22 protein-coding genes are annotated in these 24,990 nt (G+C 65.2%); 9 read left to right on the forward strand and 13 right to left on the reverse strand.

Translation table 11 applies throughout. From position 1 onward, the window contains the following. Nucleotides 1–84 precede the first annotated feature (84 nt). Both VL752_RS11990 and VL752_RS11995 read left to right on the forward strand, forming a co-directional pair. Nucleotides 85–576 carry an RcnB family protein gene (locus tag VL752_RS11990; protein ID WP_325355472.1) on the forward strand — a complete coding sequence of 164 codons (492 nt, stop codon included), beginning with the start codon at nucleotides 85–87 and terminating at the stop codon, nucleotides 574–576. 78 nt (nucleotides 577–654) lie between these two features. Next, nucleotides 655–819, forward strand: coding sequence for a hypothetical protein (locus VL752_RS11995; RefSeq protein WP_325355474.1), 165 nt, complete (start codon nucleotides 655–657; stop codon nucleotides 817–819). 297 nt (nucleotides 820–1,116) lie between these two features. Here VL752_RS11995 and VL752_RS12000 read toward each other — a convergent pair whose 3' ends face one another. Next, a complete protein-coding gene (locus VL752_RS12000; RefSeq protein WP_325355476.1) occupies nucleotides 1,117–3,234 on the reverse strand; it encodes an ATP-binding protein in 2,118 nt (705 codons plus the stop codon). Between the two features lie 168 nt (nucleotides 3,235–3,402). On the opposite strand from VL752_RS12000, the gene mtnK reads away from it, so the two are divergent. Beyond that, nucleotides 3,403–4,701, forward strand: a complete 1,299-nt coding sequence (mtnK, locus tag VL752_RS12005; protein WP_325355478.1) for an S-methyl-5-thioribose kinase — start codon at nucleotides 3,403–3,405, stop codon at nucleotides 4,699–4,701. Here mtnK and VL752_RS12010 read toward each other — a convergent pair. From VL752_RS12010 to VL752_RS12025, 4 genes are all read right to left on the reverse strand, one after another. Continuing rightward, nucleotides 4,691–5,467 carry an ABC transporter permease gene (locus VL752_RS12010; protein WP_325355480.1) on the reverse strand — a complete coding sequence of 259 codons (777 nt, stop codon included), beginning with the start codon at nucleotides 5,465–5,467 and terminating at the stop codon, nucleotides 4,691–4,693. The two genes, mtnK and VL752_RS12010, sit on opposite strands and share 11 nt — an antisense overlap. Next, a complete protein-coding gene (locus VL752_RS12015) occupies nucleotides 5,464–6,390 on the reverse strand; it encodes an ABC transporter ATP-binding protein (RefSeq protein ID WP_325355482.1) in 927 nt (308 codons plus the stop codon). The genes VL752_RS12010 and VL752_RS12015 overlap by 4 nt, the downstream gene beginning before the upstream one ends. Before the next feature lie 434 nt (nucleotides 6,391–6,824). Beyond that, on the reverse strand, nucleotides 6,825–7,238 hold the full coding sequence (locus VL752_RS12020) for a nuclear transport factor 2 family protein (protein ID WP_325355484.1): 414 nt from the start codon (nucleotides 7,236–7,238) through the stop codon (nucleotides 6,825–6,827). 412 nt (nucleotides 7,239–7,650) lie between these two features. Next, nucleotides 7,651–9,003 carry an MATE family efflux transporter gene (locus tag VL752_RS12025; protein WP_325355486.1) on the reverse strand — a complete coding sequence of 451 codons (1,353 nt, stop codon included), beginning with the start codon at nucleotides 9,001–9,003 and terminating at the stop codon, nucleotides 7,651–7,653. A gap of 106 nt (nucleotides 9,004–9,109) precedes the next feature. Here VL752_RS12025 and VL752_RS12030 point away from each other — a divergent pair, with 106 nt between their 5' ends. Next, entirely contained in the window at nucleotides 9,110–9,595 is a 486-nt protein-coding gene (locus VL752_RS12030; RefSeq protein ID WP_325355488.1) for an MgtC/SapB family protein, read from the forward strand. A 13-nt stretch (nucleotides 9,596–9,608) separates the two neighbouring features. Here the strand turns inward: VL752_RS12030 and VL752_RS12035 are convergent, their stop codons facing one another. From VL752_RS12035 to VL752_RS12070, 8 genes are all read right to left on the reverse strand, one after another. After that, nucleotides 9,609–10,886 carry a cation:proton antiporter gene (locus VL752_RS12035; RefSeq protein ID WP_325355490.1) on the reverse strand — a complete coding sequence of 426 codons (1,278 nt, stop codon included), beginning with the start codon at nucleotides 10,884–10,886 and terminating at the stop codon, nucleotides 9,609–9,611. After that, nucleotides 10,883–11,623, reverse strand: a complete 741-nt coding sequence (locus VL752_RS12040; RefSeq protein ID WP_325355492.1) for a GntR family transcriptional regulator — start codon at nucleotides 11,621–11,623, stop codon at nucleotides 10,883–10,885. Before VL752_RS12040 ends, VL752_RS12035 begins: the two co-directional genes overlap by 4 nt. 84 nt (nucleotides 11,624–11,707) lie before the next feature. After that, nucleotides 11,708–12,694 (reverse strand): aldo/keto reductase, encoded by a 987-nt coding sequence (locus VL752_RS12045; protein ID WP_325355494.1) that lies wholly within the window; start codon nucleotides 12,692–12,694, stop codon nucleotides 11,708–11,710. Between the two features lie 10 nt (nucleotides 12,695–12,704). After that, nucleotides 12,705–13,550, reverse strand: a complete 846-nt coding sequence (locus VL752_RS12050; protein ID WP_325355496.1) for an oxidoreductase — start codon at nucleotides 13,548–13,550, stop codon at nucleotides 12,705–12,707. Between the two features lie 32 nt (nucleotides 13,551–13,582). Further along, the gene (locus VL752_RS12055; RefSeq protein ID WP_325355498.1) at nucleotides 13,583–14,572 is read right to left on the reverse strand and encodes an aldo/keto reductase; all 990 of its coding nucleotides are present in this window, start codon (nucleotides 14,570–14,572) and stop codon (nucleotides 13,583–13,585) included. Between the two features lie 10 nt (nucleotides 14,573–14,582). Further along, a complete protein-coding gene (locus tag VL752_RS12060; protein ID WP_325355500.1) occupies nucleotides 14,583–15,410 on the reverse strand; it encodes an aldo/keto reductase in 828 nt (275 codons plus the stop codon). After that, nucleotides 15,407–16,444 (reverse strand): dipeptidase, encoded by a 1,038-nt coding sequence (locus VL752_RS12065; RefSeq protein WP_325355502.1) that lies wholly within the window; start codon nucleotides 16,442–16,444, stop codon nucleotides 15,407–15,409. Before VL752_RS12065 ends, VL752_RS12060 begins: the two co-directional genes overlap by 4 nt. 66 nt (nucleotides 16,445–16,510) lie before the next feature. Beyond that, nucleotides 16,511–18,544 (reverse strand): AsmA family protein, encoded by a 2,034-nt coding sequence (locus tag VL752_RS12070; protein ID WP_325355504.1) that lies wholly within the window; start codon nucleotides 18,542–18,544, stop codon nucleotides 16,511–16,513. A 142-nt stretch (nucleotides 18,545–18,686) separates the two neighbouring features. Here VL752_RS12070 and VL752_RS12075 point away from each other — a divergent pair, with 142 nt between their 5' ends. From VL752_RS12075 to VL752_RS12095, 5 genes are all read left to right on the forward strand, one after another. Beyond that, entirely contained in the window at nucleotides 18,687–19,358 is a 672-nt protein-coding gene (locus VL752_RS12075) for a glutathione S-transferase family protein (protein WP_325355506.1), read from the forward strand. Nucleotides 19,359–19,378: 20 nt separating this feature from the next. Beyond that, on the forward strand, nucleotides 19,379–20,980 hold the full coding sequence (locus tag VL752_RS12080; RefSeq protein WP_325355508.1) for a gamma-glutamyltransferase family protein: 1,602 nt from the start codon (nucleotides 19,379–19,381) through the stop codon (nucleotides 20,978–20,980). Between the two features lie 169 nt (nucleotides 20,981–21,149). Then, complete coding sequence (locus tag VL752_RS12085) at nucleotides 21,150–23,768, forward strand: mechanosensitive ion channel domain-containing protein (protein ID WP_325355510.1); 2,619 nt, start codon at nucleotides 21,150–21,152, stop codon at nucleotides 23,766–23,768. 7 nt (nucleotides 23,769–23,775) lie between these two features. Further along, nucleotides 23,776–24,573 carry a S49 family peptidase gene (locus tag VL752_RS12090; RefSeq protein ID WP_325355512.1) on the forward strand — a complete coding sequence of 266 codons (798 nt, stop codon included), beginning with the start codon at nucleotides 23,776–23,778 and terminating at the stop codon, nucleotides 24,571–24,573. Between the two features lie 217 nt (nucleotides 24,574–24,790). Continuing rightward, the coding region (locus tag VL752_RS12095; RefSeq protein WP_325355514.1) for a PIG-L deacetylase family protein at nucleotides 24,791–24,990 on the forward strand (200 nt) is incomplete at its 3' end.

Raw genomic sequence — 24,990 nt, forward strand, 5'->3', positions numbered from 1 at the left:
ACCTTTCGTAATGGGCGTCGCCGCATTGTCGGTTCGGTGTCCGTTTAGATGTCTGCCCCTGCTGTTTACGACGAGGACGCCGACATGAAACGCCTACTGCCAGTCACGCTGGCACTCACCCTCGCCGCGGCCCCGCTGGCCATGGCCCAGCCCATGAATGGGCCGGGCGGCGGCCCACCACCGCCACCGCATGGCGGGCCGGGTGGCTACGACCACGGACCGGGTGCGCCCGGCCATGATCACGGTTACGATCACGGTTACAATCATGGCCACGATCACGGTTACAATCATGGCCACGATCATGGTTACGATCACGGTTACGATCACGGCCATTGGGGCCCCGGCGGCCCGCCGCCGCCGGGCGGCTGGCACCACTGGCGCCAAGGCGAGCGTTTCGATGCGCCGCACGGCTACTGGCGCCCGGTGCCTAACTGGCATGCCTATCGCGGCCTCTATCCGCCACCGCCGGGCCAACAATGGATTTGGTATAACAACCAATACATGCTGGTGGCGATCACCAGCGGCATCATCGGTGCCGTGCTCGGCGCGACCATGGCGCCGCAGCCTTATCCGTAACCGCTCAGCGGACGCGGAGGGCAGGGCGCCCATACGGCGGGCGCCCTGCCGCTTTTTCGGCCTGAAGGAACTAACATCATGCGAAATTGGAAACAGGTTCTGCTGATCGTCGGCGGCTTGCTGACGGCGACCAGCCTCTCGGCCTGCTGCGGCCCCTGGGGCGGTGGCTTCTGCGGCTGGCACCACGGTGGTGGTCATGGTGGCGGCTATTATGGCGGCGGTTATGGCGGCCACGGACCCTGAGATGAAAGCGGGCGGGCCGCATGACGCGGCCCGCCTTTTTGATTCCATTGGCAACAGGTCGTCGTCGCCTGCCCATCCCGACGCCACTCATACGTTCGGTGCAAGACGCCCGCTCTCCGGGTCATGTCCTGACTTTCCCGCATCAGACTAGATCTTTGTGATTACCCCAAAAGACTCATGTGGCCTCTTGACCAGCCAAAATTCCCTGTCCGAACCCGGCCAGATCGTGGGTTGGGTCTGGTCCGTGCGGCTGAAGCCAGAACCCGCCGCTGCCTGCAATTGACGCCTGGCGGACGCCTACTTTCCCGAAGCCACGCCCTTGCTCTCCGCCAGCATACGCTCGACCCGCCGGACGAGGTCGTCCACGCCGAAAGGCTTGGTCAACACCTCCATCCCCGGCGCGATATGGCCGTGGTTGAGTACGGCATTCTCGGCATAGCCCGTGATGAAGAGCACCCCCAGATCGGGCCGGGAGACCCGCGCGGCATCCGCGACCTGGCGCCCGTTCAGCCCGCCAGGCAGACCGACATCGGTGATGAGCAGGTCGATCCGCTGATCGCTCTCGAAAATCCGGAGCGCCGCCGCACCGTCCTCGACCTCGATGCAGGCGTAGCCAAGGTCGCCGAGCGCATCCGAGACCAGCAGGCGCACGGTCGGCTCGTCATCGACGATCAGCACCGTCTCGCCCGCGTGGGATTGACGCGGCGCCTGTGCGGATTGCGGCATCTCCATTTCATCCGTCGCCCCCAGATGGCGCGGCAGATAGATGCTGACGGTCGTGCCCTGATCGAGTTCCGAATAGATCCGCACATGACCATGGGACTGGCGGGCGAAGCCATAGACCATCGAGAGGCCGAGGCCCGTGCCTTCCCCGATCGGCTTGGTCGTGAAAAAGGGGTCGAAGACGCGATCAAGGATCGCCTTGTCGATCCCGGTCCCGGTATCGCTGACGCTCACCGTCACATACTGGCCGGGCGCCAGGTTGCGCAGCCGTGCGGTGCGCTCATCCAGCCAGCGGTTGGCCGTCTCGATGGTGATCTGTCCACCCGATGGCATCGCGTCCCGCGCGTTGATGCAGAGGTTGAGGATGGCATTCTCGAGCTGGTTGCCGTCCACGAGCGCGGTCCACAACCCGCTCGCCGCGATCGTCTCCACCCGGATCGCTGGCCCCACGGTCCGCTGCACCAGCTCCACAAGGTCTGTCAGCAGACGGTTGATGACGGTGGGCTTGGGTGAGAGGGTCTGCCGCCGGGCGAAGGCCAGCAACCGGTGCGTGAGGGCGGCGGCGCGGCGCGCGGCGCCCTGGCCGGCGGCGAGGTATTTTTCGACATCCGCTGTCCGTCCTTGCGCGATGCGGATGCCGATCATCTCGTAGGTTCCGGATATTCCGGCGAGCAGGTTGTTGAAATCATGCGCCAGGCCGCCGGTGAGCTGGCCCACCGCCTCCATCTTCTGCGCCTGGCGCAGCGCCTCCTCGGCGACCTTCAGCCGCTCCTGCTCGGCCAGCCGCTCCGTCACGTCATAGGCGAACTGATAGGCGCCGATCTGCCGCCCCGCGCCGTCCCGCAGAATGCCGAAATGCTGCTCGTAGAAGCCGAGGTCGAGTAGAGGATCGCCGTATTCCTGGGTCACCACATGGTCTTCGCCGGCAAGTGCCCGGGCCCAGTTGGCGCGCACGGTTTCGAGCAGGGCCGGGCGGTCGGCCAAGAGGTCGGCCGTGGCGTCCCCCACCTTGGGGCGCACGCCCAGGATGCGGGCGAGCTCATCCGCCGCGGCACCGTTGATCGCAAGATAACGCAGGTCCATATCCACTACCTGCACGAGGGCCTGGGAATTCTCGACGATCTCGGCAAGCAGCCTGCGCTCGGCAAGCGCCGCGGCGACGCGCACCTCCAGCGTCTCGTTCAGCTCGCGCAGGGTCTGCTCCGCCCGCTTGCGGTCGGTCACGTCCTTGAAGAGGACCGCGACCTGCCGTCGCTCCGGCGGGTCGATCCGGAAGGAGGTGACTTCGAGATACCGCCCCGTCGCGACGAGCTCCTGCTCGAAGCGAATGGGCTTGCCGGAGGCGAGAACGCCGCCGTACCGGGTGACCCAGGCATCGGCCTCGTCCGGCACCATCTCACGCAACGTCCGGCCGACGACGTTGGAAATGCCGGCATGCACTTCGTAGGCTGGGTTGGCCTCGATATGAATGTAGTCGCTGAGCGGCCCGTGTGGGCCGTCGAAGAATTCGATGACGCAGAAACCCTCGTCCATGGTTTCGAACAGGGTGCGATAATGCGCCTCGCTGTCGGAAAGGGCCGCAAAGGTTCCCGTGGCACGCCGCTCGGCCGCGCGTGGCTCGGCCAGACCCGGCTCGGCCGAGATTTGAGCCTCAGGCTGCGGCCGTTGCGCCATGGTCTTTCGCTCTGACATCGCACGACTAATCCAAGAGATCCCGGGCAGGTCAAGCGCCAGCCAGGGTTATCGAGGGAGTGTGAAGCAGGGGATTCAGGCGCTAGGATGATTCCTGTCCAAGACCAGAAGCCGGAGCGGCATTGCCCCCGCCAACCGGCCCGCGCCAGAGAAAGGCAACCGCCGCCGATGCGTGACCATCCGAACGACGCCTATCGTATCCTGACCGCCGCCGATGTGCCCGCATATCTATCGTCGCGTCCGCATCTCGCCGAGCGCCTGGGCGGAGGTGCCGGGGACTGGCAGGTGCGGGACGTGGCGGACGGCAACCTCAACTCTGTCTTCCTGGTTGATGGGCCTGCCGGCGGGCTCTGCGTGAAACAGGCGCTCCCCTATGTCCGCGTCGCCGGGGAAAGCTGGCCCATGGATGTCAACCGCGCCTTCTTCGAGGTGAGCTACACGCGGCGGCTTGCCCCTTTCGTCGGGGTCCTTGCGCCGAAACTCCATGATTTCGACGAGACGCAATTCGTCATCACCATGGAGAAGCTTGAGCCGCACATTATTTTGCGGCAGGCGATGATCGAGGGCAGGCCGATGCCGCTTGTGGCCCGGGACGTCGCGGAATACGTGGCGGCCGCCTCCTTCTATACCTCGGACCTCGCTTCCCCCTTCGAGGTCAAGGCAGCGGACCAGGCGATCTTCACGCAGAATCGCGCTCTGCAGCGCATTTCGGTCGATCTCGTCTTCACCGATCCCTATGCGGTCAGCGAGCGCAACCGCATCACAGAGCCGCTTGAAGCCTGGGCCAGCTGCTTCCGCGCCGATATCGATCTGAAGGAGGCCATCGCCCGCGCGCGCCTCGCCTATCTCACGCGCGCCCAGTCGCTCCTGCACGGCGATCTCCATACCGGCTCGATCATGGTGACGGAGGCGGAAACGCGGGTGATCGACGGGGAGTTTGCCTGGATCGGCCCCTCGGGTTTCGACATCGGCACGTTCATCGCCCATTACGTGATGGCCTGGTACGCCAAGCCGTGGCACGCTCCGGCCCCCGGCTTTCAGGATTGGATCACGGCCGAGATCCTGACCTTCTGGGCGGAATTCGAAACCCGTTTCCTCGGCCATTGGCGCAGTTTCCGGGGCTCCGCGGACGGTTTTCCCGAAAACCATTTCGCGGAGCCCGTGGCCGCCGCGCGGCTCGAAAGCCTGCGCCGTGCCTATGTCTCGGATCTGTTCCGGGACGCGATGATGTTCATGGCCGCCAAAATCATCCGCCGTGTCCTGGGCTTCGCGCAGATCGCGGATTTCCTCGTCATTGATGACGAAACGCAGCGGGCGGAAGCGCAGGCCGGCGCCCTGGCGCTCGCGCGTTCCGTCCTGGTCCACCCGGAACGTTATCCCGACATTGCGGCCCTCGTCGCCGATCTGCCGCGTTTCGCAGGTGCCGGCCTTGACCCGGCGCGGAGCTGGGGAACCTTCAAGGCTTGAGGCGATAGCCGGTGCGGAACATCCACCACAGCACCGCCAGGCAAAGCGCCATGAACAGGCCGGTGAAGGCGAGGCTGGTGCCCACGCCGACATCGCCGATGCCGTAGAAACTCCAGCGAAAGCCGCTGACCAGATAGACGACCGGGTTCAGCATGTTGATGGTCCGCCACGGCTGCGGCAGCATGTCGAGTGCATAAAACGCGCCGCCCAGGAAGGTCAGCGGTGTCACGACCAGGGCCGGGATGATGGCGAGTTGCTCGAAGCTTTCAGCCCAGATGCCGATGATGAAGCCGAACAGGCTGAAGGCGACGGCCGTCAGCAGCATGAAGGCCACCATCCAGACGGGGTGCAGGATTTGCACCGGCACGAAGAAGGTCGCCGTCACCAGGATGATCACGGCGAGGATGACGGATTTGGTCGCCGCCGCGCAGACATAGGCAAAAACCGCCTCGCCGAAGGACAGCGGTGCCGACAGGATTTCGAAAATCGTCCGGGTGAACTTCGGAAAGTAGATCGCAATCGAGGCATTCGAAATGCTCTGTGTCAGCAGGGACAGCATGATCAAGCCGGGCACGATGAAGGCGCCATAGCCGACGCCGCCGACATGTTGAATCCGCGAGCCGATCGCACTGCCGAAGACGATGAAATAGAGCACCGTCGTAATCACCGGCGTCGCCACGCTCTGCCAGACCGTGCGCCGCATGCGCGCCATCTCGCCGCGGTAGATCGCCCAGATTCCGGCCGTGTTGATCAGGGGCGCGGTCATGCCGGATTCTCCACGAGGCTTACGAAAATATCCTCGAGCGAGGTGCGGCTGGTATCGAGATCCTTGAAATCAATGCCGCTTTCGCCGAGCAGTTTGAGCAGCCTGGGAATGCCGGTGTCCTCGGCATTGGCATCGAATCGGTAGGTCAGGCGTTGACCATCCTCTTCGAGTTCGAGCGGCCAATCGGCGAGCCCAGGCGGCAGCATCTGCATCCTGTGCTGCAGCGTCAGCGTCAACTGCCGCTTGCCGAGCTTGCGCATGAGCGTGGCGGTTTCCTCGACCACCAGCAGGCGGCCGTCGTCGATGACACCGACACGGTCGGCCATTTCCTCGGCTTCCTCGAGGTAATGGGTCGTAAGGACAATCGTCACCCCCTGCTCGCGCAGCTGTCGCACCAGGGCCCACATGTCGCGCCGCAAGCTGACATCGACGCCGGCCGTCGGCTCGTCCAGAAACAGGATTTCCGGCTCATGGCTGAGCGCCTTGGCGATCATGACACGGCGTTTCATGCCACCGGACAGTTCCATGACGCGGCTGGCCCGCTTATCCCACAGCGACAGGCTGCGCAGCAGCCGCTCGATATAGGCCGGGTCCGGCGCCCGGCCAAACAGGCCGCGACTGAAGCTCACCGTGTCCCAGACGTTCGCGAAGATATCCAGAGCGATCTCCTGCGGCACCAGGCCGATCAGCGAGCGGGCAGCGCGGTAGGCGCTGCGGATGTCGTGCCCGCCCACGAGGATGCTCCCCGATGTCATGGTGACGGTGCCGCAGATGATGCTGATCAACGTCGTCTTACCGGCGCCGTTGGGGCCGAGGAGAGCGAAAATCTCGCCCTTCTCAACGGCGAGATCGATTCCCTTCAAAGCGGTGAAACCGGATTTATAGGTCTTGGTGACGGCGGATACCGCGATCATCGTTGGCATGTATGCTCCTGGTGGCGGTCCCTTGGCGAGGTCGGGCCGGGTTTTGCCCGTTCTTCCGGCCTGTGCGCTTGGGTGTAAAGGACCCGATCAACGACCATTCGCCAAGGGGCCGGGCCCCGCTTGGGGCAACTGCCTGATAAACGCTCCGCGACCTCAGGGGCGCCGGACCCGGTTCGCGGGCGCCGGCTTCAACCCGGTGCGTACGCGGGGGCTCTGAAATCCTGACCAGTCGGGGAGGGGGGGTGAGCAGTAGCCTGTCCGCTTTGGCAGGCTCAGTCAGCAAGACTAACAGGGATTGGCCGGTGCGTGATTGACCTATCTGCTCACCCTCAAGAACAACGCGCCCGCGGTTGCACGGTCGCTTTGAGATAGGGGCTTGCCCTGAAATGGAAACTATTCAGGAGCACGTATCTCGAGACAGCGGACAGACGATCTTACGACCAGCCAAGTTCTTTAAGGGTGGCGGTCGCATTCCAGATCTTGGTCATATGCGAAATTTCGTTGTCCGCGAACTGCATTACGTAGACATAGTCAGTATTCGTTCTTTTTCCGGTGGGTGGAACCGGACCGCCAGCAAGATGTGTCCCCGAGAAAACAGCGTAAGCGGCAACATTTTGTCTTTCGCTGTCAGTCGCAAATGACTTCAGCGTGTAGGTCCCGTCCGTCAGTATCGTCATGAGACCCTTCATCCAATCGGTATATTGTTCAAGGGTCGTCAGATCGGAAATTGGCTCCGCTTGAGAGGAAAATGTCGCTCCAGATTTGCAATATTGCTTACATTTCTCCCAACCTTTGCCGCTCTCGCAAGCCACAAAGAACGCGTGGGCTGTGTCTGTTATCGACATCATGATAAAGCCCCCAATGTGAAAATCTGGTCGGCTGTGGGGCCGCTGTAAACTCAGCGGCAACCGTTGTCCATCAGTATCTATATTAAGGCCCGGCCAAGGAGCGCCGCTGCCAGTGAGCAATGGTCAAATGTATTACGCCCAATGGGCGAGACCGGCGCAGGGTCCATTTATTCCGCAATATGGCGCGAACTTCGCGAACGCGAAGGCATGGCTAGGCCATGTTTGGAAAGACAGGATCGGGTCTGTTTTGATCATTCAACCGAGTGAAACGTTCGACTGGATTGACAGCTGAGCAGAAGCCGGAACGCTCAGGCATGGTTGTTGACGTGCGGTTTGACGGACATGAGCGGCTCCCTCAGAAGGATCACCCATTCAGTTGTGTGGTCATGGATGAAGCGCGCTTGTTCTCACCCTAGCCCTCGAAGGCCGCAAGCCGATGGCCTGACCGCAGGCGGGCTTGCAGGACAGCGCCGAGCGTCAACCCGCGCGCGCCGAAGAACAGCAGAAATGCCGCCCAGAGCCCGGCATTGCCGAAAGTGGGGGTAAGCAGCGCCCAGCAGAGCAGGAAGAAGGCGAGGGAGATCAGCATCATGTTGCGCATGTCGCGCGACCAGGTGGCGCCGATGAAAACGCCGTCGAGCTGAAAGGCGGCCGCCGCGACCATGGGCACCAGCGCGGCCCAGACCAGGCTTCGCGCGGCCACCTGCCGCACAGCCTCGGCACGCGTCATCAGCGCCACGAATTCCTGGCCGAAGGCGAGATAGAGCAGGGTAATGCCAGCACCCGAGACCAGGCTCCAGCCGAGCGTCAGGCGGAGCGCACGCAGGAATCCTGTCCTGTCCCGCGCGCCGATCATGCGGCCCGCGAGCTGTTCGGCTGCCGCCGCGAAACCGTCCAGACAATTGGCGGAGAGGGCGAAGAACTGCATGTGCACGGCATTGGCGGCCAGCACCACCGCGCCGAGCCTTGCCCCCTGGCGGGTGAAGAAGGCGAAGGCGAAGAGCAGGGCGATCGTGCGCAGCAGCGTGTCGCGGTTGAGCACGCCCATATGCCGCCAGCCGGCGCCGTCCCCCAACGAGCGGCGGAACTGCTCCCAGGCGCCCGCGCCCATGATGCGGCCGAGCAGCAGGAGCCCGCCGAGAAAGGCCACCGTCTCCCCGGCGACCGCCGCCCAGGCCGCCCCGGTAATGCCCCAGCCGAGGCCAAGCACAGTCCAGAGGCACAGCAGAATATTGGTGCCATTGAGCAGGATTTGCAGCGCGAGCCCGGTGCTCGCCCGGCCACGGCCGAGCAGCGCGCCGAGTATCGCGTAATTGCCCAGGGCCACGGGCGCCGACAGGATGCGGATCGCCGCGTAGGCGGCCGCCGCCTCATAGACCTTTCCGGCCGCGCCAAGCAGCGGCAGGCCGATTCGGATTTCCGGGCCCCGCAGGGCCAGGATGACCAGGCCGAGGCCGAGGCCGGTGACCAGCGCGCGGTGAAACACTGCCCGCGTTTCGGCGACATTGCCCTGGCCGAGGGCGATAGCGGTCAATCCCAACGTCGTGCTGCGCAAAAAATTCAGACTGACCAGCAGGACATCGAAAAAGATCGCGGCGATCGCGATTCCCGCGGCGAGCTTTGGCTCGGCCAACTGGCCGATCGTGGCGGTGGACACGGCACCCACCAACGCTGTGCTCGCATAGGCGAACGTCATCGGTATGGCGATGCCGAGCACGCGGCGATGGGAGACGGGGACGGAGAGGGTAGGGGCGGCGGTGCTCATCCATTGCAATCAGCGGAAATCGCGGTCCAGGACAAGAGCCTTGCGCCCTTGACGATGCCGCCCGCGGAACCATTCCAGAGAGAGGGAGGGCTTCCGCCGGCACGCCATGCAGAGCAATGCGGATCTCGTCGCGAGCGTCGCGGCAGCCTGGCATGACCCCAGCGCCGCCTTCGGCACCTTTGCGGGCCATGGCATGGCGCTGCTTCTTGCCTATCTGCTCGCGCTGCCGGTGGGCTGGAACCGCGAGCAGGCGGAGCGCTCGGCCGGGCTGCGCACCTTTCCCCTCGTCGCCATTGCCGCCTGCGGCTTCGTGTTGATCGGAACTGCGGTGGCGGGCAACGGCGCGGCGCAGGCGCGGGTCATCCAGGGGCTGCTGATGGGCGTCGGCTTCGTCGGCGGCGGGGCCATCATCAAGGGCGCGCATCATACCCATGGCACCGCGACGGCCGCCAGCCTCTGGGCCACGGGGGCGCTTGGCGCCGCGGTCGGCTACGGGCTGTTCGGGATCGCGATCCTGCTCTCCCTCGCGACCTTCGCGACGCTGCGCTTCACGACGCCGTTCAAGGAGGGCGAGGGCAGCAAGGAGAGCTGACCGGGGGCGCCCCTCAGTCGCCCTCCGCCACCGCAGGCTCGGCCCCCACCGCCTCCGTGTAGCGCCGCGCGAGGCGCGGCATGGTCAGCCCCTGCACGATGATGGTGAAGACGACGACGGCGTAGCAGACCGGCAGGAGATGGCCGCGCGGCGCCACGCCGGGCAGGCTCAGCGCCAAGGCCACCGAAATGCCGCCGCGCAACCCTCCCCAGGTCAGAACGGCGATGGCATGCGGTTCCAGGATGTCGTGCAGGCGCAGGATGGCGGCGGGAATGATGATGCTGACGAGACGCGCGAAAAGGGCGAGCAGGATGGCGATGCCGCCCGCCAGCAGATCGAAGCCGGTGAAGGGCACGGAGACGAATTCCAGGCCGATGAGCAGGAAGAGCAGGGTGTTGAGCAGCTCATCGATCATCGACCAGAAGGTCTTCACATGATGCTGGGCGACTTCGCTCATGGCGTGGTGGCCGGTCTCGCTGCCCATCGCGAGGCCCGCGACCACGACCGCGATGGGGCCGGAGAGACCGAGCGAACTCGCCAGGCTATAGGTGCCCGTGGCCAGCGCCAGGGTGAGGATGAGTTCGAGATTGTAGTCGTCCACCCGGCGCATGAGGCGCAGCGCCACCCAGCCGGTGACGAAGCCGAGCACCGCGGCGCCCACGGCTTCGACGAGGAAGGAGGTCGCGACCTCGGTGGCGACGTCGACATGGCCGGTCGAGGTCGCAAGGCCGAGGAAGACGGTGAAGACGACGACGCCGACGCCGTCGTTGAACAGTGCCTCGCCTGCGAAGATCGCCCGGAAGCCGGCGGGCAGGCCGAGGCGCTTGAGCAGGCCCACGACCGAGACCGGATCGGTCGGCGCCAGAATCGCCCCGACGACGAGGCACCAGATGTAGGGCACCGGTTCGCCGAGCGCGCGGAAGACATAGTAGATGCCGGTGCCAAAGACCGCCACCGCGATGATGACACCCAAGGTGGCGAGTGCCAGCACGGTCCATTTCCGGCGCAGAAGTTCCCGGATATCGACATGCATGCTGCCTGCGAAGAGCAGGAAGGCCAGCGCCCCGTTCATCAATGTCGAGGGCAGGTTGATCGTATCGAGGAGGTCGAGCGCGAGGGTGCGGAAGCTGACGAAGCTCACCAGCGGATCGACGGCGATCGCGATGATGGAGACGCCAAGGGCGACGATCAGCACTCCGGTCGAGGCGTCAACGCGGAGAAGCCGATAGTTGATGATCCCGCAGACGGCAGAGAGCGTCAGCAGGATGGCAATGAAGCTGAGACCGGTCATTCTCGGGTGCTCGACGCCTGTCGATGCAGCGCCCGGTCTGCGACGCCGCCCAGATGCTGGTGCATCTGCTCGAGGGCCGCGAGCCTGTCCCCACGCTCAAGACAGTCGATGAGCGCACCGTGTTCCGCGACCGCGCAACGCCCGGAATGGGGCAGATGGTGGTCCGAGATCAGGAGCGAGCAGCGGGAGACGAGTTCAGAGACGTAGCGGGCAAGGAGGGCACTGCCCGCGGCCTCGGCCAGACGGACGTGGAATTCACCCGAGAGGCGGATCGATTCCGCGTGGGCAGCGGGCCCCGCCGCCAAGGCACGTTCCTCCTCCGCGACATGGGCGCGCAGGAGGGCGACATCCGGCGCCGCCAGCGCGGTCTGGAACAGCCGGTCGATGACGATGAGTTCGATGCTGCGGCGAAGATCGAGGATGTCGGCCGCCTCGTCCTGGCTCGGCCTTGCCACCCGGGCACCCTGGTTGCTCGCGCGGACGAGCAGCCCCTCGGCGACGAGACGCCCGAAAGCCGCGCGCACCACTGTGCGGCTGACCCCGAAACGCTGGGCGATTTCGCTTTCCGGCAGCTTCGCGCCGGCCACCAGCGCCTGTTCAATGACGTCACGGCGGAGCGCCGCATAGACGCGGTCGGGACCGTCGCCGGCGCGGCGGGGCGGCTTCCGCCGCCCCGCCTTCGGTTCGTTCGGAGAAGGACTCTGCATCATGATCGGGCGGAGGGTAGAGAAAACCATCCGCCTTGGCCATGGCCAAGCGTATCATTTGCGCAAGGTCCGGGCGTTTGTCATCCGCCCGGCCTTGTCACACCTTGCGGGGGATCAGAGACCGATGGCCTTCATCCCCTCCGGCGCATAGCGCGCACCGGCGAAGGCAGCCGGCGGCAGGATGCGGTCGATCTCGGCAAGCTCGGCGGGCGTCAGCGTAATTGTTGCGGCGCCGAGATTCTCCTCCAGATAGGCACGGCGCTTGGTGCCAGGGATAGGAATAATATCCTCTCCCTGCGCCAGCACCCAAGCCAGCGCCAACTGACCTGGAGTGCAGCCGCGCGCCTGCGCGAATTCCTGGATCTTCCGCGCGAGATCGAGGTTCTTGGCGAAATTCTCGCCCTGGAAACGGGGCGAGCCGCGCCGCCAGTCATCCGGCTCAAGATCGTCGAGGCTCTTGATCTGTCCGGTCAGGAAGCCGCGGCCGAGCGGGCTGTAGGGCACGAAGGCGATGCCGAGCTCCTGCGTCACTTGCAGAATCCCGGCCTCCGGATCGCGGCTCCAGAGCGAGTATTCGGTCTGCAGAGCCGCGATGGGATGGACCGCATGGGCGCGGCGGATGGTCTCGGGCGCCGCCTCGGACAGGCCGAGATAACGGACCTTGCCCTCTGCCACGAGTGCCGCCATGGCGCCGACCGTCTCCTCGATCGGCACGTTCGGATCGACCCGGTGCTGATAATAGAGGTCGATGACATCGAGGCCGAGGCGTTTCAGGCTCGCCTCGCAGGCGGAGCGCACATAGGCCGGATCACCCCGCACCGGGCCGCGCCGGCCCTCCGCATCCCAGGTGTTGCCGAATTTGGTGGCGATCACGACATGATCGCGCACGGGGCCGAGAACGCGGCCGACGAGTTTTTCATTCTCGCCCATGCCGTAGACGTCGGCGCTATCGAAGAAAGTGACGCCGAGTTCCACCGCGTGTTCGAGCGTCGCGATGGATTCAGCTTCGTCCCGGCCGCCGTAAAAGGCGGACATGCCCATGCAGCCGAGGCCGATTTCGCTCACCATGGGGCCGTGGGCCCCGAGCTTCCGTTGCTTCATACTCAGGTCCTCAGGCGTCAGGGAAATCCGCGCCGCGCGTGGTTTCCTCCCAGGTGTCGATATCGGCGGCGACCAGCTTGAGCTTCTCGCGGGCACCGTCGAGCGCCATCTGGCCGAGCACGAGACGCAGCGGTGGGTTGGGCGCGGCGACGACATCGATAATCGCCTGCGCGGCGCGCACCGGATCGCCCTTCTGGGTGCCGCTATAGCCCTGCATCATGCGCAGCCGGGCATGGACCGTGCTGTCGTAGTCTTCGATCACGGTCTTCGAGCGGATCAGGGAGCGACCGGCGAAATCGGTGCGGAAGGGTCCGGGTTCGACGAGCAGAACCTTGATGCCGACGGGGGCGCCTTCCTGGGCGAGGGATTCGGAAACCGCCTCCACCGCATGCTTGGTCGCCGAGTAGTAGCCGCTGCCCGGAAAGGCGCGCAGCCCGGCGATGGAGGAGAGATTGACGATGAAACCGGAATGCCGCGCCCGCATTCCAGGCAGCACCGCCTTGGTCATGTCGATGAGGCCGAAGACATTGGTGTCGAACATGGTGCGGACATTGGCGTCCTCACCTTCCTCGATGGCCGCGAAATAGCCGTAGCCGGCATTGTTCACGAGTACGTCGATACGGCCGAACTTTTCCTCGGCCTGCTTCACGGCGTGGCCGATCGCATCCTGATCGGTGACATCGAGAGCAAGGGCCAGCGCCCGATCCTCGTGGCCTTCGACAAGGCCACTCACCTTGGTCACGTCACGCGCCGTCGCCACCACGGAATAGCCCTGGCGCAGCAGCAAGGTCACGAGATCGCGGCCGAAGCCGGTGGAACAGCCGGTGATGAACCAGACGGGTTTTTCGGTTGCCATCTATAGGATTCCTTTCCTGTGCGTGGTCGAACTCAGCGATCGACCATCGCCATCATTTTGTCGCCGTAACGCGGGCCAGAGACCTTGCCTGGGGCAAGCGCCTCCTCCAGTTTCCGCATCTCGTCAGCATCCAGCCGGAACCCGGCGGCAGCGACATTTTTCTCAAGATTAGCCACGTGCCGCGTGCCGGGAATAGGAACAAAATCCTCGCTCTTGTTGAGGATCCAGGCGAGCGCGATTTGCGCCGCCGTCCCCCCGCGCGCTTCAGCGATCTCGCGCACCGCCTCGGCCGCGGCCATGTTCGCGTCGAAATTCGCTCCTTGGTAGCGCGGGTCGTTGCGGCGGAAATCGGTCTCGGGATAGTCCTCCGCGCGCTTCACCTGGCCGGTCAGAAAACCGCGGCCGAGAGGCGAGAAGGGCACGAGGCCAATGCCAAGTTCCTTGAGCGCTGGAATCACATCCGTCTCAAGGTTGCGCTCCCATAGCGAATACTCGCTTTGCACGGCACTGACGGGCTGCACCGCATGGGCGCGGCGAATGGTGTCCACACCCGCCTCGGACAAGCCGAAATACTTGACCTTGCCGGCGCGGATGAGATCGCCCACTGCGCCCGCCACATCCTCGATCGGCACCTGGCGGTCGACCCGGTGTTGATAGAGCAGGTCGATATGATCCGTGCGCAGGCGCTTGAGCGACGCTTCGACGACCTCCCGGATATGGGCAGGCCGGCTGTCGGTACCGACATTCTTCCCGCCTTCGATACGAAAGCCGAACTTTGTCGCGATCGTCACCGCATCGCGGCGGCCCATCAGGGCGCGGCCGAGCAGATCTTCGTTGGTGTAGGGCCCGTACACCTCGGCCGTGTCCAGAAAGGTGCAGCCGATTTCAATCGCGCGATGCAGGGTTGCGATCGAGTCCGATTCCACCGCCGGGGCGTAGGATTGGCTCATCCCCATGCAGCCGAGGCCGATGGCCGAGACGGTCAGCCCCTGGCTGCCGAGCCGTCTTGTGGTCAAAGTCATGCGTTGCTCCTTAAAGCATTTCCAGTGCGCGCTTGCGGCGCGGCGGGGGAAAAGCCTGGTCGATCTCGGCGAGATCGGTGGCGGTAAGTTCGATCTTGAGCGCGCCGAGATTCTCCTCGACCCGCTCATAGGTTGCCGTCTTCGGAATGGTGACGACACCGGGATGGCGGATGCCCCAGGCAAGAATGACCTGGCCGGGTGTCACATTGTGGCGCTGCGCAACCGCCGCGATGACCGGATGACGCAGAACGCGCCCGGACTGGCCAAAGGGCGTGTACGCCATGATGGGAATGCTACGAGATTGACAATATGGAAGCAGGCTGAACTCGATGCCCCGCGTCTGTGGGTTATACAGCACCTGGTCCGCGCTGCATTGAACGCCTTCGGGCATATCCTCCATGTCCTCAACGTCGAAATTGGAGACGCCCCAGGCCCGGATCTTGCCGTCGGCGCGGAGGCGCTCGAATGCCTCGACCGTTTCGGTCAGGGGCACGCCGCCGCGCCAGTGGAGGAGATAGAGATCGAGATGATCGGTGCCCAGGCGCTTCAGGCTGCCCTCGCAGGCGCGCAAGGTCCCCTCGAAGCCGGCATGGCTCGGCGCCACCTTGCTGACCAGGAAAAGCCCGTCGCGCCGGTCGCGGATCGCATCGCCCACCACCCGCTCCGAACCGCCCTGGCCGTAGATCTCGGCCGTGTCGATGAGGGTGACGCCAAGATCAAGCGCGCGCTGGATCACCCGGACCTCATTCGATGCGGTGCGCTTGTCCTCCCCGAAGTGCCAGGTGCCGAGCCCCATGACGGGGAAGGCCCGACCATCGGGCATGGCGACGGTTCTCATGCTTGTGCCTCCTCGGCCAGGCGCAGAAGGCGGAGAAAGTTGCCGCCCCAGAGCGCCGCGATGGCAGTTCGATCATAGCCGCGCCGCAGAAGTTCGGCGGTCACATTGGCGCTCTCCCCGGCGTCGCGCCAACCCACGACACCGCCCCCGCCATCGAAATCGGAGCCGATCCCGACATGCGCAATCCCCATGCGCTGCACCGCATAGTCGATGTGATCGACGAAATCGCTCAGCGTCACTTCGCTCTCCTTGCGTCCGAGTTTCAGGAAGAAGGAAACCAGAGTGACCTGAACCACCCCGCCGCTTTCGGCCAGTCGGTCCAGCTGCTCGTCATCCAGATTGCGCGGATGGTCGCACAGCATCCGCATGCAGGAATGCGTGGCGATCAACGGCGTGTCCGAGACCTCCACCGCCTGCAGCATGGCGGCTTTCGACACATGGGAGACGTCCACCATCATGCCAAGGCGGTTCATGCGCGAAATCGCGGCGCGGCCGAGATCGGAAAGGCCGCCATGCAGGGTCTCGGCGTCCCCCAGGTCCTTCCGCGGCACAGCGGAATCGGCCAAGGCATTGTGACCGTTGTGGGTCAGCGTCATGTAGCGCGCGCCCAAGCTGCGGAATTCGTCGAGCCGGCCGAGGTCCAGCCCCATCGCATGCCCGTTCTCGACCGCGGGGATGATGGCGGGCGCCCCGTCCAGCCGGGCGGCTTCGATTTCAGCGACGGTTGTGGCGAGACGCCCGGCGAGCCCCCGGGCATTGTCCCCGGCCTCACCCATGTCGCGAATGGCGCGCAGCATGGCGAGCGCCCGCGCATAGGCTGACTGAAACCCGTCCTCGTCGCGCTTTCCCTGAGGGATATAGGCCGCGAAACAGCCGGCGCCGATACCGCCGCGGCGCATCTTGGGAAGATCCACGCGGCGCGGTCCGTCCTCGAAGGGGCTCGGCCCCGGCGGCCAGGGAATGTCGATATGGCTGTCGATGGTCAGCAGCGCGTCATGCAGCTGCCGGTCCGTCATCATCATGGGAGCGTTCATGGCCAAAGGCTTCGCCCAGTTGGCCGCCTCGTCAAGAGCCGGCCAGTGCGGGGAGGGGAGCGCGCGCTACTTCTTGATGATCGGCGTGCCCGGCACCTTCTGGCCGGGCTTGCCCTGACGGACCTGGGATTTCACCTCCGCGACGAGCTCCCCGCACTTATGCGGATCGCCGACGCCGAGCTCGATGGTCGGCAAGATGGCAAGCGGGGCCGCGAGAAAACCGAGGGCCGCCGCCAGGCCGCCGCGCGCCGCGAGCTCCTTGACGCCGATGCCGATCGCAGGTTTCGCAAGCGTGCCTGTCACCTTGATCGGCGCCGGCAGATTGCCGATGCTGAAATTCTTCGATCTGGTTTCGGCTTCGAAATTGATTGCCTCCGTCTTAAAATTCATCACCCCCGTGCCGCCGATCAGCGCCTCTCCGGTATCGACCAGCAGCGCCTGCGTCTTCACCATCCCCTGGCGCAGCGAGAAGTCGCCGATCATGCAATCGACATTGGTCTGGCTCGGTAGACCGAGCGCCGAAAGCAGCGCCTTGCCGAATTCGAGCCCCGAAAGGTCGATCAGCAGGGCGCTGAGGCTGCCGCCGGCCATATAGACGGCGAGGCCGCCATTGCCGTCACCCATCAGGGTCGCGACGGAGTCGCCCGTGCCGTCGATCGTGGCACGGCCGCCGATGGCACCCGCGCCCTTGAAGGCATGGGTCGCGGCCATCAGGCGCGAAACGTCCACCTGATCGAAATGGACGTCGGCCTTCAGTTTCACCCGGTGGTCGCTGACCGGGGCGATGGAGATGTCGCCCTGCACCCGGCCCTTTCCGACGGTGAAGATGAGCGGATGGAGGTCGATTGCGCCGTCGACCAGATCCATCGTCACGATGAGGCTGTCGAGCGGGATGTTCCGTCCCTCGATGTGGTGGCCGAGGTAATGGAGATGGATATTGGCGGCATCGAGCTTGGGCAGGTTGATCGGCGTCGTCGGCAGAAGGTGCCCGGCCCTGGCCGCGCCGGTCGCGGCCTTCTTGCGCTGCTCAGGGGTTGCGTTCTTGGTCGTCGCGCGGCCCGGATTGGTGCCGAGGAACCCGCCGAGATCGGCGAGATCGACCCGGCGCGAAGCAAGATCCATCGTTACATCCGGCTTCTTGCCCTGCGGCTGCTCGGTGATCGTGCCTTCGAGATCGCTGTTGCCGACAACGCCGCGGAAATCGTCGAAGTGGATGCGCTGGGTCGCGGTTTCGTAGTTCAGCTTGCCGGTGATCTTGTAGGCCGGCGTTTTGGGAATCGGGATACCGGTCAGGGGATAGAGATCAGCCATGTCCGCGCCCTGCAGCGTGAGGTCGAGATCGGTGCCGGCGAAGGCCATCGGATCCTGCACGGTGCCCGCCAGTGCCACGTGGGTCGCGCCGTTGGCGATGTGCATGTCGATCGGAAAGGGCTTCTTCGTGTCGGTCACCGAAAGCAGCGCGCCGGTGAGCAGGGTGGCGGTGACCGGCTGCCCGGCATAGGTGCCATGCGCTTTGGCCCGAAGCTCGGTCGTCTGGCCATTTTGGGCGATGACGCCCTCCGCCTTCGCGGTCTCGATCTGCGCGGAGAAATCGGCCTTCATTTTCGGGATTTCGGCATGAAGCTGGCCGTCCTCAATCGTGAGGTCACCGAGCCTGGGCGAAGGCGCGGGTTTCTGCCCCGGCTTAAGGGCTGGGGATTTCTTCAGCGCGAGCGTGTAATTGTTGCGGCCGTCCGCCAGGCCGCGGAGTTCGAGTTCGGGCCCGTTCACGTCGATCAGCGGCACGGAGATGATCCGGTGGCGGATATAGGCCATGGCGTCAACGGTGACGCCGAGATGGGCGATGCGGGCGAGGGGCGGCAGGTCGCCCGGGAAGTCCTTCGGGTTCTGGATCACGACCTTGTCCGCGACGATGCGGATTTTGCGACCGAGATGGACATGCAGATGCGCGATCGTCACCGGCCGGCCGAGTTGGGCGGAAGCCTGCGCCTCCACCAGGGGGATGAACCAATCCCAACTCCAGAACAGGATGAGCAGGACGACAACGAGGATCGGGGTGCCCAGGAATAGCCAAAGTCTGATCCGTCGCCGTCTTGTCATGCACCTAGCCCCGGTCTTTCCTGGCACTTAGGAAAGATGGGCGGGATGTCATCGGGCGACGGGGGCTCTTCCCCTGCTCGTTGATCTCTGGCAGCCCTTTGACCCAACGCAATTGCGTGACCGGCAGCCCAAGGAGCGAGCGATGATCAAATTCTATTACAACATGGCCCCGAACCCGATGAAGGTCGCGCTCTTCCTGGAAGAGTCGGGCCTCGCCTACGAAACCGTGCCCGTCGATACCCGCAAGGGCGAGCAGCACGCGCCGGAATTCGACGCGCTGAACCCGAACCACAAGGTCCCGGTGATCGTGGATGACGGCACGGTCGTCTTCGACAGCAACGCCATTCTGCTCTATCTCGCCGAGAAGACGGGAAAGTTCCTGGCCCCCGCGGACCAGCGCGCCGAGATGCTCTCCTGGCTGATGTTCGTGGCGACCGGCATCGGCCCCTATTCGGGCCAATGCGTGCATTTCCGCCATGCCGCGCCGGAGCCCAAGGACTATGCGGTGACGCGCTACCTGTTCGAGGTGAAGCGCCATTACGGCATTCTCGATGCCCGCCTCGCCACGCGGTCCTTCATGCTGGGTGAGACCTACACGATCGTCGATATGGCGCTGTGGGGCTGGGCGCGCATGGTGCCCTATGTCATCGGGCCGGATGCATGGGAATCATTTCCTAATGTCAAGCGCTTCATGGATGCGATGAACGCGCGCCCGGCAGCCCAGCGCGCCGAAGCGCTGAAGGAGCGTCACGCCTTCAAGACCGAGAATGACGAGGCCGCGCGCCGCGCCCTTTTCGGCCACATCACCGCGTAAACGCGAAAGCAGCAGAGACCATGAAGAACGGTATTGGGCGCGACTTTCAGGCGCCGGGTCGCTCAGTCGCGGTGGGCCGCCAGGGTATGGCGGCGACCTCGCACCCGGCCGCGACGCTCGCGGCGGTCGATATCCTCCGCCAGGGCGGCAACGCCATGGATGCGGCCATCGCCGCCTGCGCCGTGCAATGCGTGGTCGAACCTGCGATGACGGGCATCGGCGGCGACTGCTTCGTGCTCTACGCGCCCGGCGGCGGCGCCGAGATCCGCGCCTATAACGGCGCCGGCCGCGCGCCGGCGGCGACCGATGCGGCGACCCTGCGCGCGCAGGGTCTCGCCGCCATCCCCCACAATTCCCCCCATGCGGTGACCGTGCCGGGCGCGGTCGACGCCTGGGCCACGCTTTCGGCCGAGCATGGCAGCATGCCCTTGAGCAAGCTGCTCGGCCCTGCGATCGAACATGCCGAGGGCGGCTTCGCGGTGACCCCGCGCGTGGCCTTCGACTGGGCGGAAACGATGGACCTGCTCAGGAGCCGCCCGACGACGGCCGCGACCTATCTGATCGACGGGCGTGCGCCAGTGGCCGGCGACGTGCTCAAACTGCCGGCGCTCGGTCGCACGCTGCGCGCGATCGCCGAGAGCGGCCGTGCCGCCTTCTATGAGGGCCCGGTTGCGGCGGAACTGGTCTCCGTGCTGCGGGATGAGGGCGGCGTGCATACGGGGGCTGATTTCGCGGCCGCCACCGGATGCTTCGTGACCCCGATCGAGACGTCCTTCCGGCAGTACCGGGTGCATGAATGCCCGCCGCCGGGGCAGGGGATCATCGCCCTTCTCATCATGAACATCCTGTCGCAGTTCTCCGCGAAGGGAGACCCGATGGACCCGGCGCGGCTGCATCTCGAAATCGAGGCAGCGCGGCTTGCCTATGCCGTGCGCGGCGCGATCCTGGCCGAAGGCTCACCCGTGACCGGCAAGCGTCTCCTGTCGCCTGAATTCGCGGCCGAACTCGCGGGCCGCATCAGCCCTGACCGGGTGATGACGGAACTGCCCGCCTTCACCGGGCCGGAGCACCGGGACACGGTCTATCTCACGGTGGTCGACCGCGACCGCAATGTGGTCAGCTTCATCAACTCGGTCTTCGACGGTTTCGGCAGCGGCATCCTGGCGCCCGAAAGCGGGGTTCTTCTCCATAACCGGGGCATGAGTTTTTCCCTCGATGGGGCCCATCCGAACACGCTCGCAGCCGGGCGGCAGCCGATGCACACGATCATCCCCGGCATGATGACCGAGGGCGGGCGGGTGCGCATGGCCTTCGGCGTCATGGGCGGCCATTTCCAGGCCATGGGGCAGGCCCATCTCGTTACCAAGGTGGTGGACTACGGCATGGACCTGCAATCGGCGATGTCTCTGCCGCGGCTCTTCCCGGTGCCGGGGAAAGACTACGTGGAAGCCGAGGCGACGCTGCCGGAGGAGGCCCGTTCCGCGCTCGTCGCCCTCGGCCACAAGATCGTGACCACCCAAGATCCGATCGGCGGCGCCCAGGCGATCTGGATCGACGAGGAGAAAGGCGTGCTCTACGGCGGTTCGGAACCACGCAAGGACGGCTTCGCCCTCGGCTACTAGAGCGTGATCGTGAGAATCACACGCTAAGCTATTGAGAAGGGTCTGGTTTCCGTTTCAGATTGAATCCCTATCGCAATTAAATCTGAAGCGATCAGACCCTGGGGGCTCGCGGGCTCGTCATGGGCCGGGCTGTTGACAGCGGCGGGGCCGCATGATCCCGGAGGATTTCATGCGACCCCGTTTTGCGACCATCCTTCTCCTGCTGCCCCTCCTGCTGATCAGCTGGGCCGCGCATCCACCGGATGCGCGGGCCGCTGCGGCTGCAACCGCGTCTGGGCCGGCCGCGCCGGCGGCAGACGCCACGGCATCGGGCCTGACCACGGCCGAGACACAGCAACTGCTCTCCGTGCTGCAGAACCCGCAGAAGCGCGAGCAGTTCGTCACGACGCTCAAGAACCTGGAAAAGGCGAGTGCCACGACCGGCACCACAGCGGCGCCGAGCGCGGCCCCTGCGGCAACGGCACCGGCAGCGGCCGCCCCCGCCGCTGCGGCGAAAACCGCCGTGACGCTGGAACCCCACAGCCTCGGCGCCGATCTCCTCAGCCAGGCGGATACCGTGCTCGCTCAGGTCGCCGCAGATCTCAGCCGGGCCGGCGCCTCCATGTTCGACTTTCACGACCTCCGGAAATGGTTCTCGACCCTCGTCCAGAACAGCACCGCCGCCGGGATCATTCTCGCCGCGATCTGGCGGCTGGCGGTGATCATGCTGGCAGGGCTCATCTGCGAATACTTCGTTCGTCTCGGCACGCGCCGCCTCTATGACCGTCTCGGGCGAGAGTCGGGCACGGCGGAGGCGCATGCGCGGCTCGCCGTCGCCGATTCGAACCGGGCAGTGGCCGAGGCCGAGGCGCACCGCGAGGCGCAGGAGGAGGCTGAGGGCACAGCTGAGGAAAGCCTGGCAGTCCTCGGCGAGCAGGAACGCCTCGAGCCACCCGATCCTGACGCTCCGGTGACACTGGCCGCCGCCGCGCCGGAACCGGAACCGGAACCGGGGCTCCCTGTCGGGACCGAGCCGGCTGAGGACGAGGTCCGGCACCGTCCGTCGCGCCCGCTGCACAGCGGCTGGCCGCTGCTGCGGCGGCTGCCCTTCATCCTGCTTGCCATGATCGTGGACGCGATCCCGATCCTCGCCTTCATGGTGGCGGCGACCGCGCTGCTCGCGACCCCGCTGGTCAGCGATATCCTCATCCGGCTGACGATCGCGGCCGTGATCAATGCCTATGCGCTCGTCCGCCTGTTGCTGGTCGTGGCACGCGGCACCGTCTGCGCGCCAACCGCCAAGCTGCGCCTGCTGCACATCTCGAACGAGGCAGCAGCCTTCCTCGCGACCTGGAGCCGGCGCATCGGCCTTGTCATCCTCGTCGGCTTCTCGGTCGTGCAGATCGGCACGATCGCGGGCATGACGTTCGGGCTTCAGAACGGTATCAGCCGCATCTTCAGCCTGATCGTCCATCTCATGCTGGTCATCATGGTGCTGAAGCGCCGGCGGGAGGTGGCGGCCTGGCTGAGCCAGCCGGACGACAGGGGCGGCACCTGGCATCGCCTGAAACTCCGGCTGTCCCATGTCTGGCACTGGCAGGCGACCATACTCATCGTGTTGGTTTGGCTTCTCTTCGCAACCGAAGTGACCAATCATGTGCAGCATCCGACGCGGCTGATCCTGTTCACGCTCGGCCTGCTGGTGCTGTTCCGCGTGCTTCACATCGTGCTGCTGGGCGCGCTCGAAAAAGCCTTCACCATCGGCGGGGCGGATACGAGCGGGCGCTATGCCATGATCACCGCCCGCGCTACCCGCTACCACGCCCCGCTGCGCTACCTGCTCAATGTCGCCGTGGTCCTCGGGCTCGTCCTGTCGCTGCTGCGGCTGTGGGACTTGAGAGCCTTCTCGTGGCTTTCAGTCGGCGATCTCGGCAGCCGGCTGCTCAGCTCCCTCGGCACCATCGGCATCACCCTGGTCCTCGCCATCGTGATCTGGGAGACGCTGAACTTCTTCATCCAGGTCTATCTCGACGAGCTCAGCCAGCAGGGAATGGTGATCCGGGCGGCACGGCTGCGAACCATCCTGCCGCTGCTGCGCAACACGCTCCTCATCGCGCTGCTCGCGATCTTCGTGCTGACCGCGCTGAGCGAAATCGGGGTCAATATCGGGCCGCTGCTGGCAGGTGCGAGCATCATCGGCGTCGCGCTCGGCTTCGGCTCCCAGAAACTCGTGCAGGACTTCATCAACGGCATCTTCCTGCTGCTCGAAAACGCCATGCAGGTGGGGGACTGGGTGACCGCCGCCGGGCTTTCCGGCACGGTTGAGAATCTCTCCATCCGCACGCTGCGCCTGCGGGCGAGCGACGGATCGGTCCATATCATCCCCTTCAGTTCGGTCACGACGGTGACGAACGTCAACAAGGGGCGCGGCAACGCGACCCTCTCCGTCACCGTCTCCTACGAGGAGGACACGGACCGGGTGGCCGATCTCCTCAAGCAGATCGTCGTCGATATGCGCGCCGAGGACGCCTACCGGGACGGCATGTTGAGCGATTTCGGCTACTGGGGCGTGGATTCGATCGACGGCCGCGCGGCGACGCTGATGGGGCAGGTGGCCTGCACCGACAAGATGCGCTGGGGCGTGCAGCGCGAACTCAACCGCCGCATCAAGATCGCCTTCCAGAAGGAAGGGATCGTGCTGATGCCGAACGGCACGGTGATGGCGCTGCAGCACCCGCTTGACGTCAAGGTCGAGCTGCCGGAGCGGGCCGCCCGCACATCTCGCCTCGACGATCAATCGGGTTCATAAGGCACAGATGTCCATCTTCTTCTGGCGTACCAAGCCCATTCCCGTCGTCGAGCTGAAGGGCATCATCGCCTCGCGGGCCGGTGCCCTGAACCTTCGATCGGCGGGGCCGCTGCTGGAACGCGGCTTCGCTCTCGGCAAGCTCGCCGGCAAACGGCTGGTGCTCGCAATCGAAAGTCCCGGCGGCTCGCCCGTCCAATCCGACCTCATCGGGCAGTTCATCCGCAGGCGTGCGGAGGAGACGGGCGTTCGGGTGACAGCGGTGATCGGCGATGTCGGTGCCTCCGGCGGCTACTGGATCGCCTGCGCGGCCGACGAGATCCGCGCCAATCCGATGAGCATCGTGGGTTCGATCGGCGTCATCGGCGGTGGCTTCGGCGTCAACCGGCTGATCGAGCGGCTGGATATCGACCGCCGGGTCTATACCGCCGGCCGCAACAAGGCGCGGCTCGACCCATTCAGTCCGGAAAAGCCCGAGGACGTGGCATTTACCCGCGCCCTGCTCGACGATCTCCACGGCCATTTCAAGGACTGGGTGAGGGGGCGCCGTGCCGGCAAGCTCACCCGGCCCGAGGAGGAGCTGTTCGACGGCAGCTATATGATCGGGTCGCGCGCCGTGGAGGCAGGGCTCGTGGACCGGCTGGGCGATGTCGACGGGCTGCTGCGCGAGATGGGCGGCACGAAGGTTCGCGCTGCCTGGCTGCGGCCGAAGCGAAGCCGGGGGCTGCTCCGCTTCCTCGGCCGTGGTGCGCGGGAGGCCGCGGCGGAGGTGGCCGAGATCTGGTCGGAGCGGCCTCAACTCCGATAATACCGTTATTTCAATGCGTTAAAATACTTTCCAAACTCTTTAGATGAGCTGATGAAAAGCCGCTTCTGTGGAAGAACGGCAGGATAATCGCCTGAACTTAAAAGAACGGTGGTAATATGCGCAGACAGCGCCCGCCTGCGCCTGACGGAACAAAAATCGCGTGCTAGAATCCTTGTCCGCCGGCGCCTATCCGGGCGCCGTCTGAGGGAGCGGTCACATGCGTATGGGTGCAGTTCGGAAAGCCTGGAACGATTTGCCGCTGGTGGATTTGCAGGTGCTGCTGCAAGGCAGGTTGCCGCTGATCCTGGCACCGCATCCGGATGACGAAACGCTCGGCTGCGGCGGGCTGATCGCCCAATGCTGCGCCGCCGGCATGCCGCCGCATGTCGCCATCATGACGGACGGCAGCCATTCCCA

This window comes from Acidisoma sp. (assembly GCF_035492295.1).
Lineage (GTDB): Bacteria > Pseudomonadota > Alphaproteobacteria > Acetobacterales > Acetobacteraceae > Acidisoma.

Bases quoted from the DNA above. Each gene is read 5' to 3' on its own strand.
- VL752_RS11990 (WP_325355472.1), top strand. From the start codon at position 85: ATGAAACGCCTACTGCCAGTCACGCTGGCACTCACCCTCGCCGCGGCC.
- VL752_RS11995 (WP_325355474.1), top strand. From the start codon at position 655: ATGCGAAATTGGAAACAGGTTCTGCTGATCGTCGGCGGCTTGCTGACG.
- VL752_RS12000 (WP_325355476.1), bottom strand. From the start codon at position 3,234: ATGTCAGAGCGAAAGACCATGGCGCAACGGCCGCAGCCTGAGGCTCAA.
- mtnK (WP_325355478.1), top strand. From the start codon at position 3,403: ATGCGTGACCATCCGAACGACGCCTATCGTATCCTGACCGCCGCCGAT.
- VL752_RS12010 (WP_325355480.1), bottom strand. From the start codon at position 5,467: ATGACCGCGCCCCTGATCAACACGGCCGGAATCTGGGCGATCTACCGC.
- VL752_RS12015 (WP_325355482.1), bottom strand. From the start codon at position 6,390: ATGCCAACGATGATCGCGGTATCCGCCGTCACCAAGACCTATAAATCC.
- VL752_RS12020 (WP_325355484.1), bottom strand. From the start codon at position 7,238: ATGATGTCGATAACAGACACAGCCCACGCGTTCTTTGTGGCTTGCGAG.
- VL752_RS12025 (WP_325355486.1), bottom strand. From the start codon at position 9,003: ATGAGCACCGCCGCCCCTACCCTCTCCGTCCCCGTCTCCCATCGCCGC.
- VL752_RS12030 (WP_325355488.1), top strand. From the start codon at position 9,110: ATGCAGAGCAATGCGGATCTCGTCGCGAGCGTCGCGGCAGCCTGGCAT.
- VL752_RS12035 (WP_325355490.1), bottom strand. From the start codon at position 10,886: ATGACCGGTCTCAGCTTCATTGCCATCCTGCTGACGCTCTCTGCCGTC.
- VL752_RS12040 (WP_325355492.1), bottom strand. From the start codon at position 11,623: ATGGTTTTCTCTACCCTCCGCCCGATCATGATGCAGAGTCCTTCTCCG.
- VL752_RS12045 (WP_325355494.1), bottom strand. From the start codon at position 12,694: ATGAAGCAACGGAAGCTCGGGGCCCACGGCCCCATGGTGAGCGAAATC.
- VL752_RS12050 (WP_325355496.1), bottom strand. From the start codon at position 13,550: ATGGCAACCGAAAAACCCGTCTGGTTCATCACCGGCTGTTCCACCGGC.
- VL752_RS12055 (WP_325355498.1), bottom strand. From the start codon at position 14,572: ATGACTTTGACCACAAGACGGCTCGGCAGCCAGGGGCTGACCGTCTCG.
- VL752_RS12060 (WP_325355500.1), bottom strand. From the start codon at position 15,410: ATGAGAACCGTCGCCATGCCCGATGGTCGGGCCTTCCCCGTCATGGGG.
- VL752_RS12065 (WP_325355502.1), bottom strand. From the start codon at position 16,444: ATGAACGCTCCCATGATGATGACGGACCGGCAGCTGCATGACGCGCTG.
- VL752_RS12070 (WP_325355504.1), bottom strand. From the start codon at position 18,544: ATGACAAGACGGCGACGGATCAGACTTTGGCTATTCCTGGGCACCCCG.
- VL752_RS12075 (WP_325355506.1), top strand. From the start codon at position 18,687: ATGATCAAATTCTATTACAACATGGCCCCGAACCCGATGAAGGTCGCG.
- VL752_RS12080 (WP_325355508.1), top strand. From the start codon at position 19,379: ATGAAGAACGGTATTGGGCGCGACTTTCAGGCGCCGGGTCGCTCAGTC.
- VL752_RS12085 (WP_325355510.1), top strand. From the start codon at position 21,150: ATGCGACCCCGTTTTGCGACCATCCTTCTCCTGCTGCCCCTCCTGCTG.
- VL752_RS12090 (WP_325355512.1), top strand. From the start codon at position 23,776: ATGTCCATCTTCTTCTGGCGTACCAAGCCCATTCCCGTCGTCGAGCTG.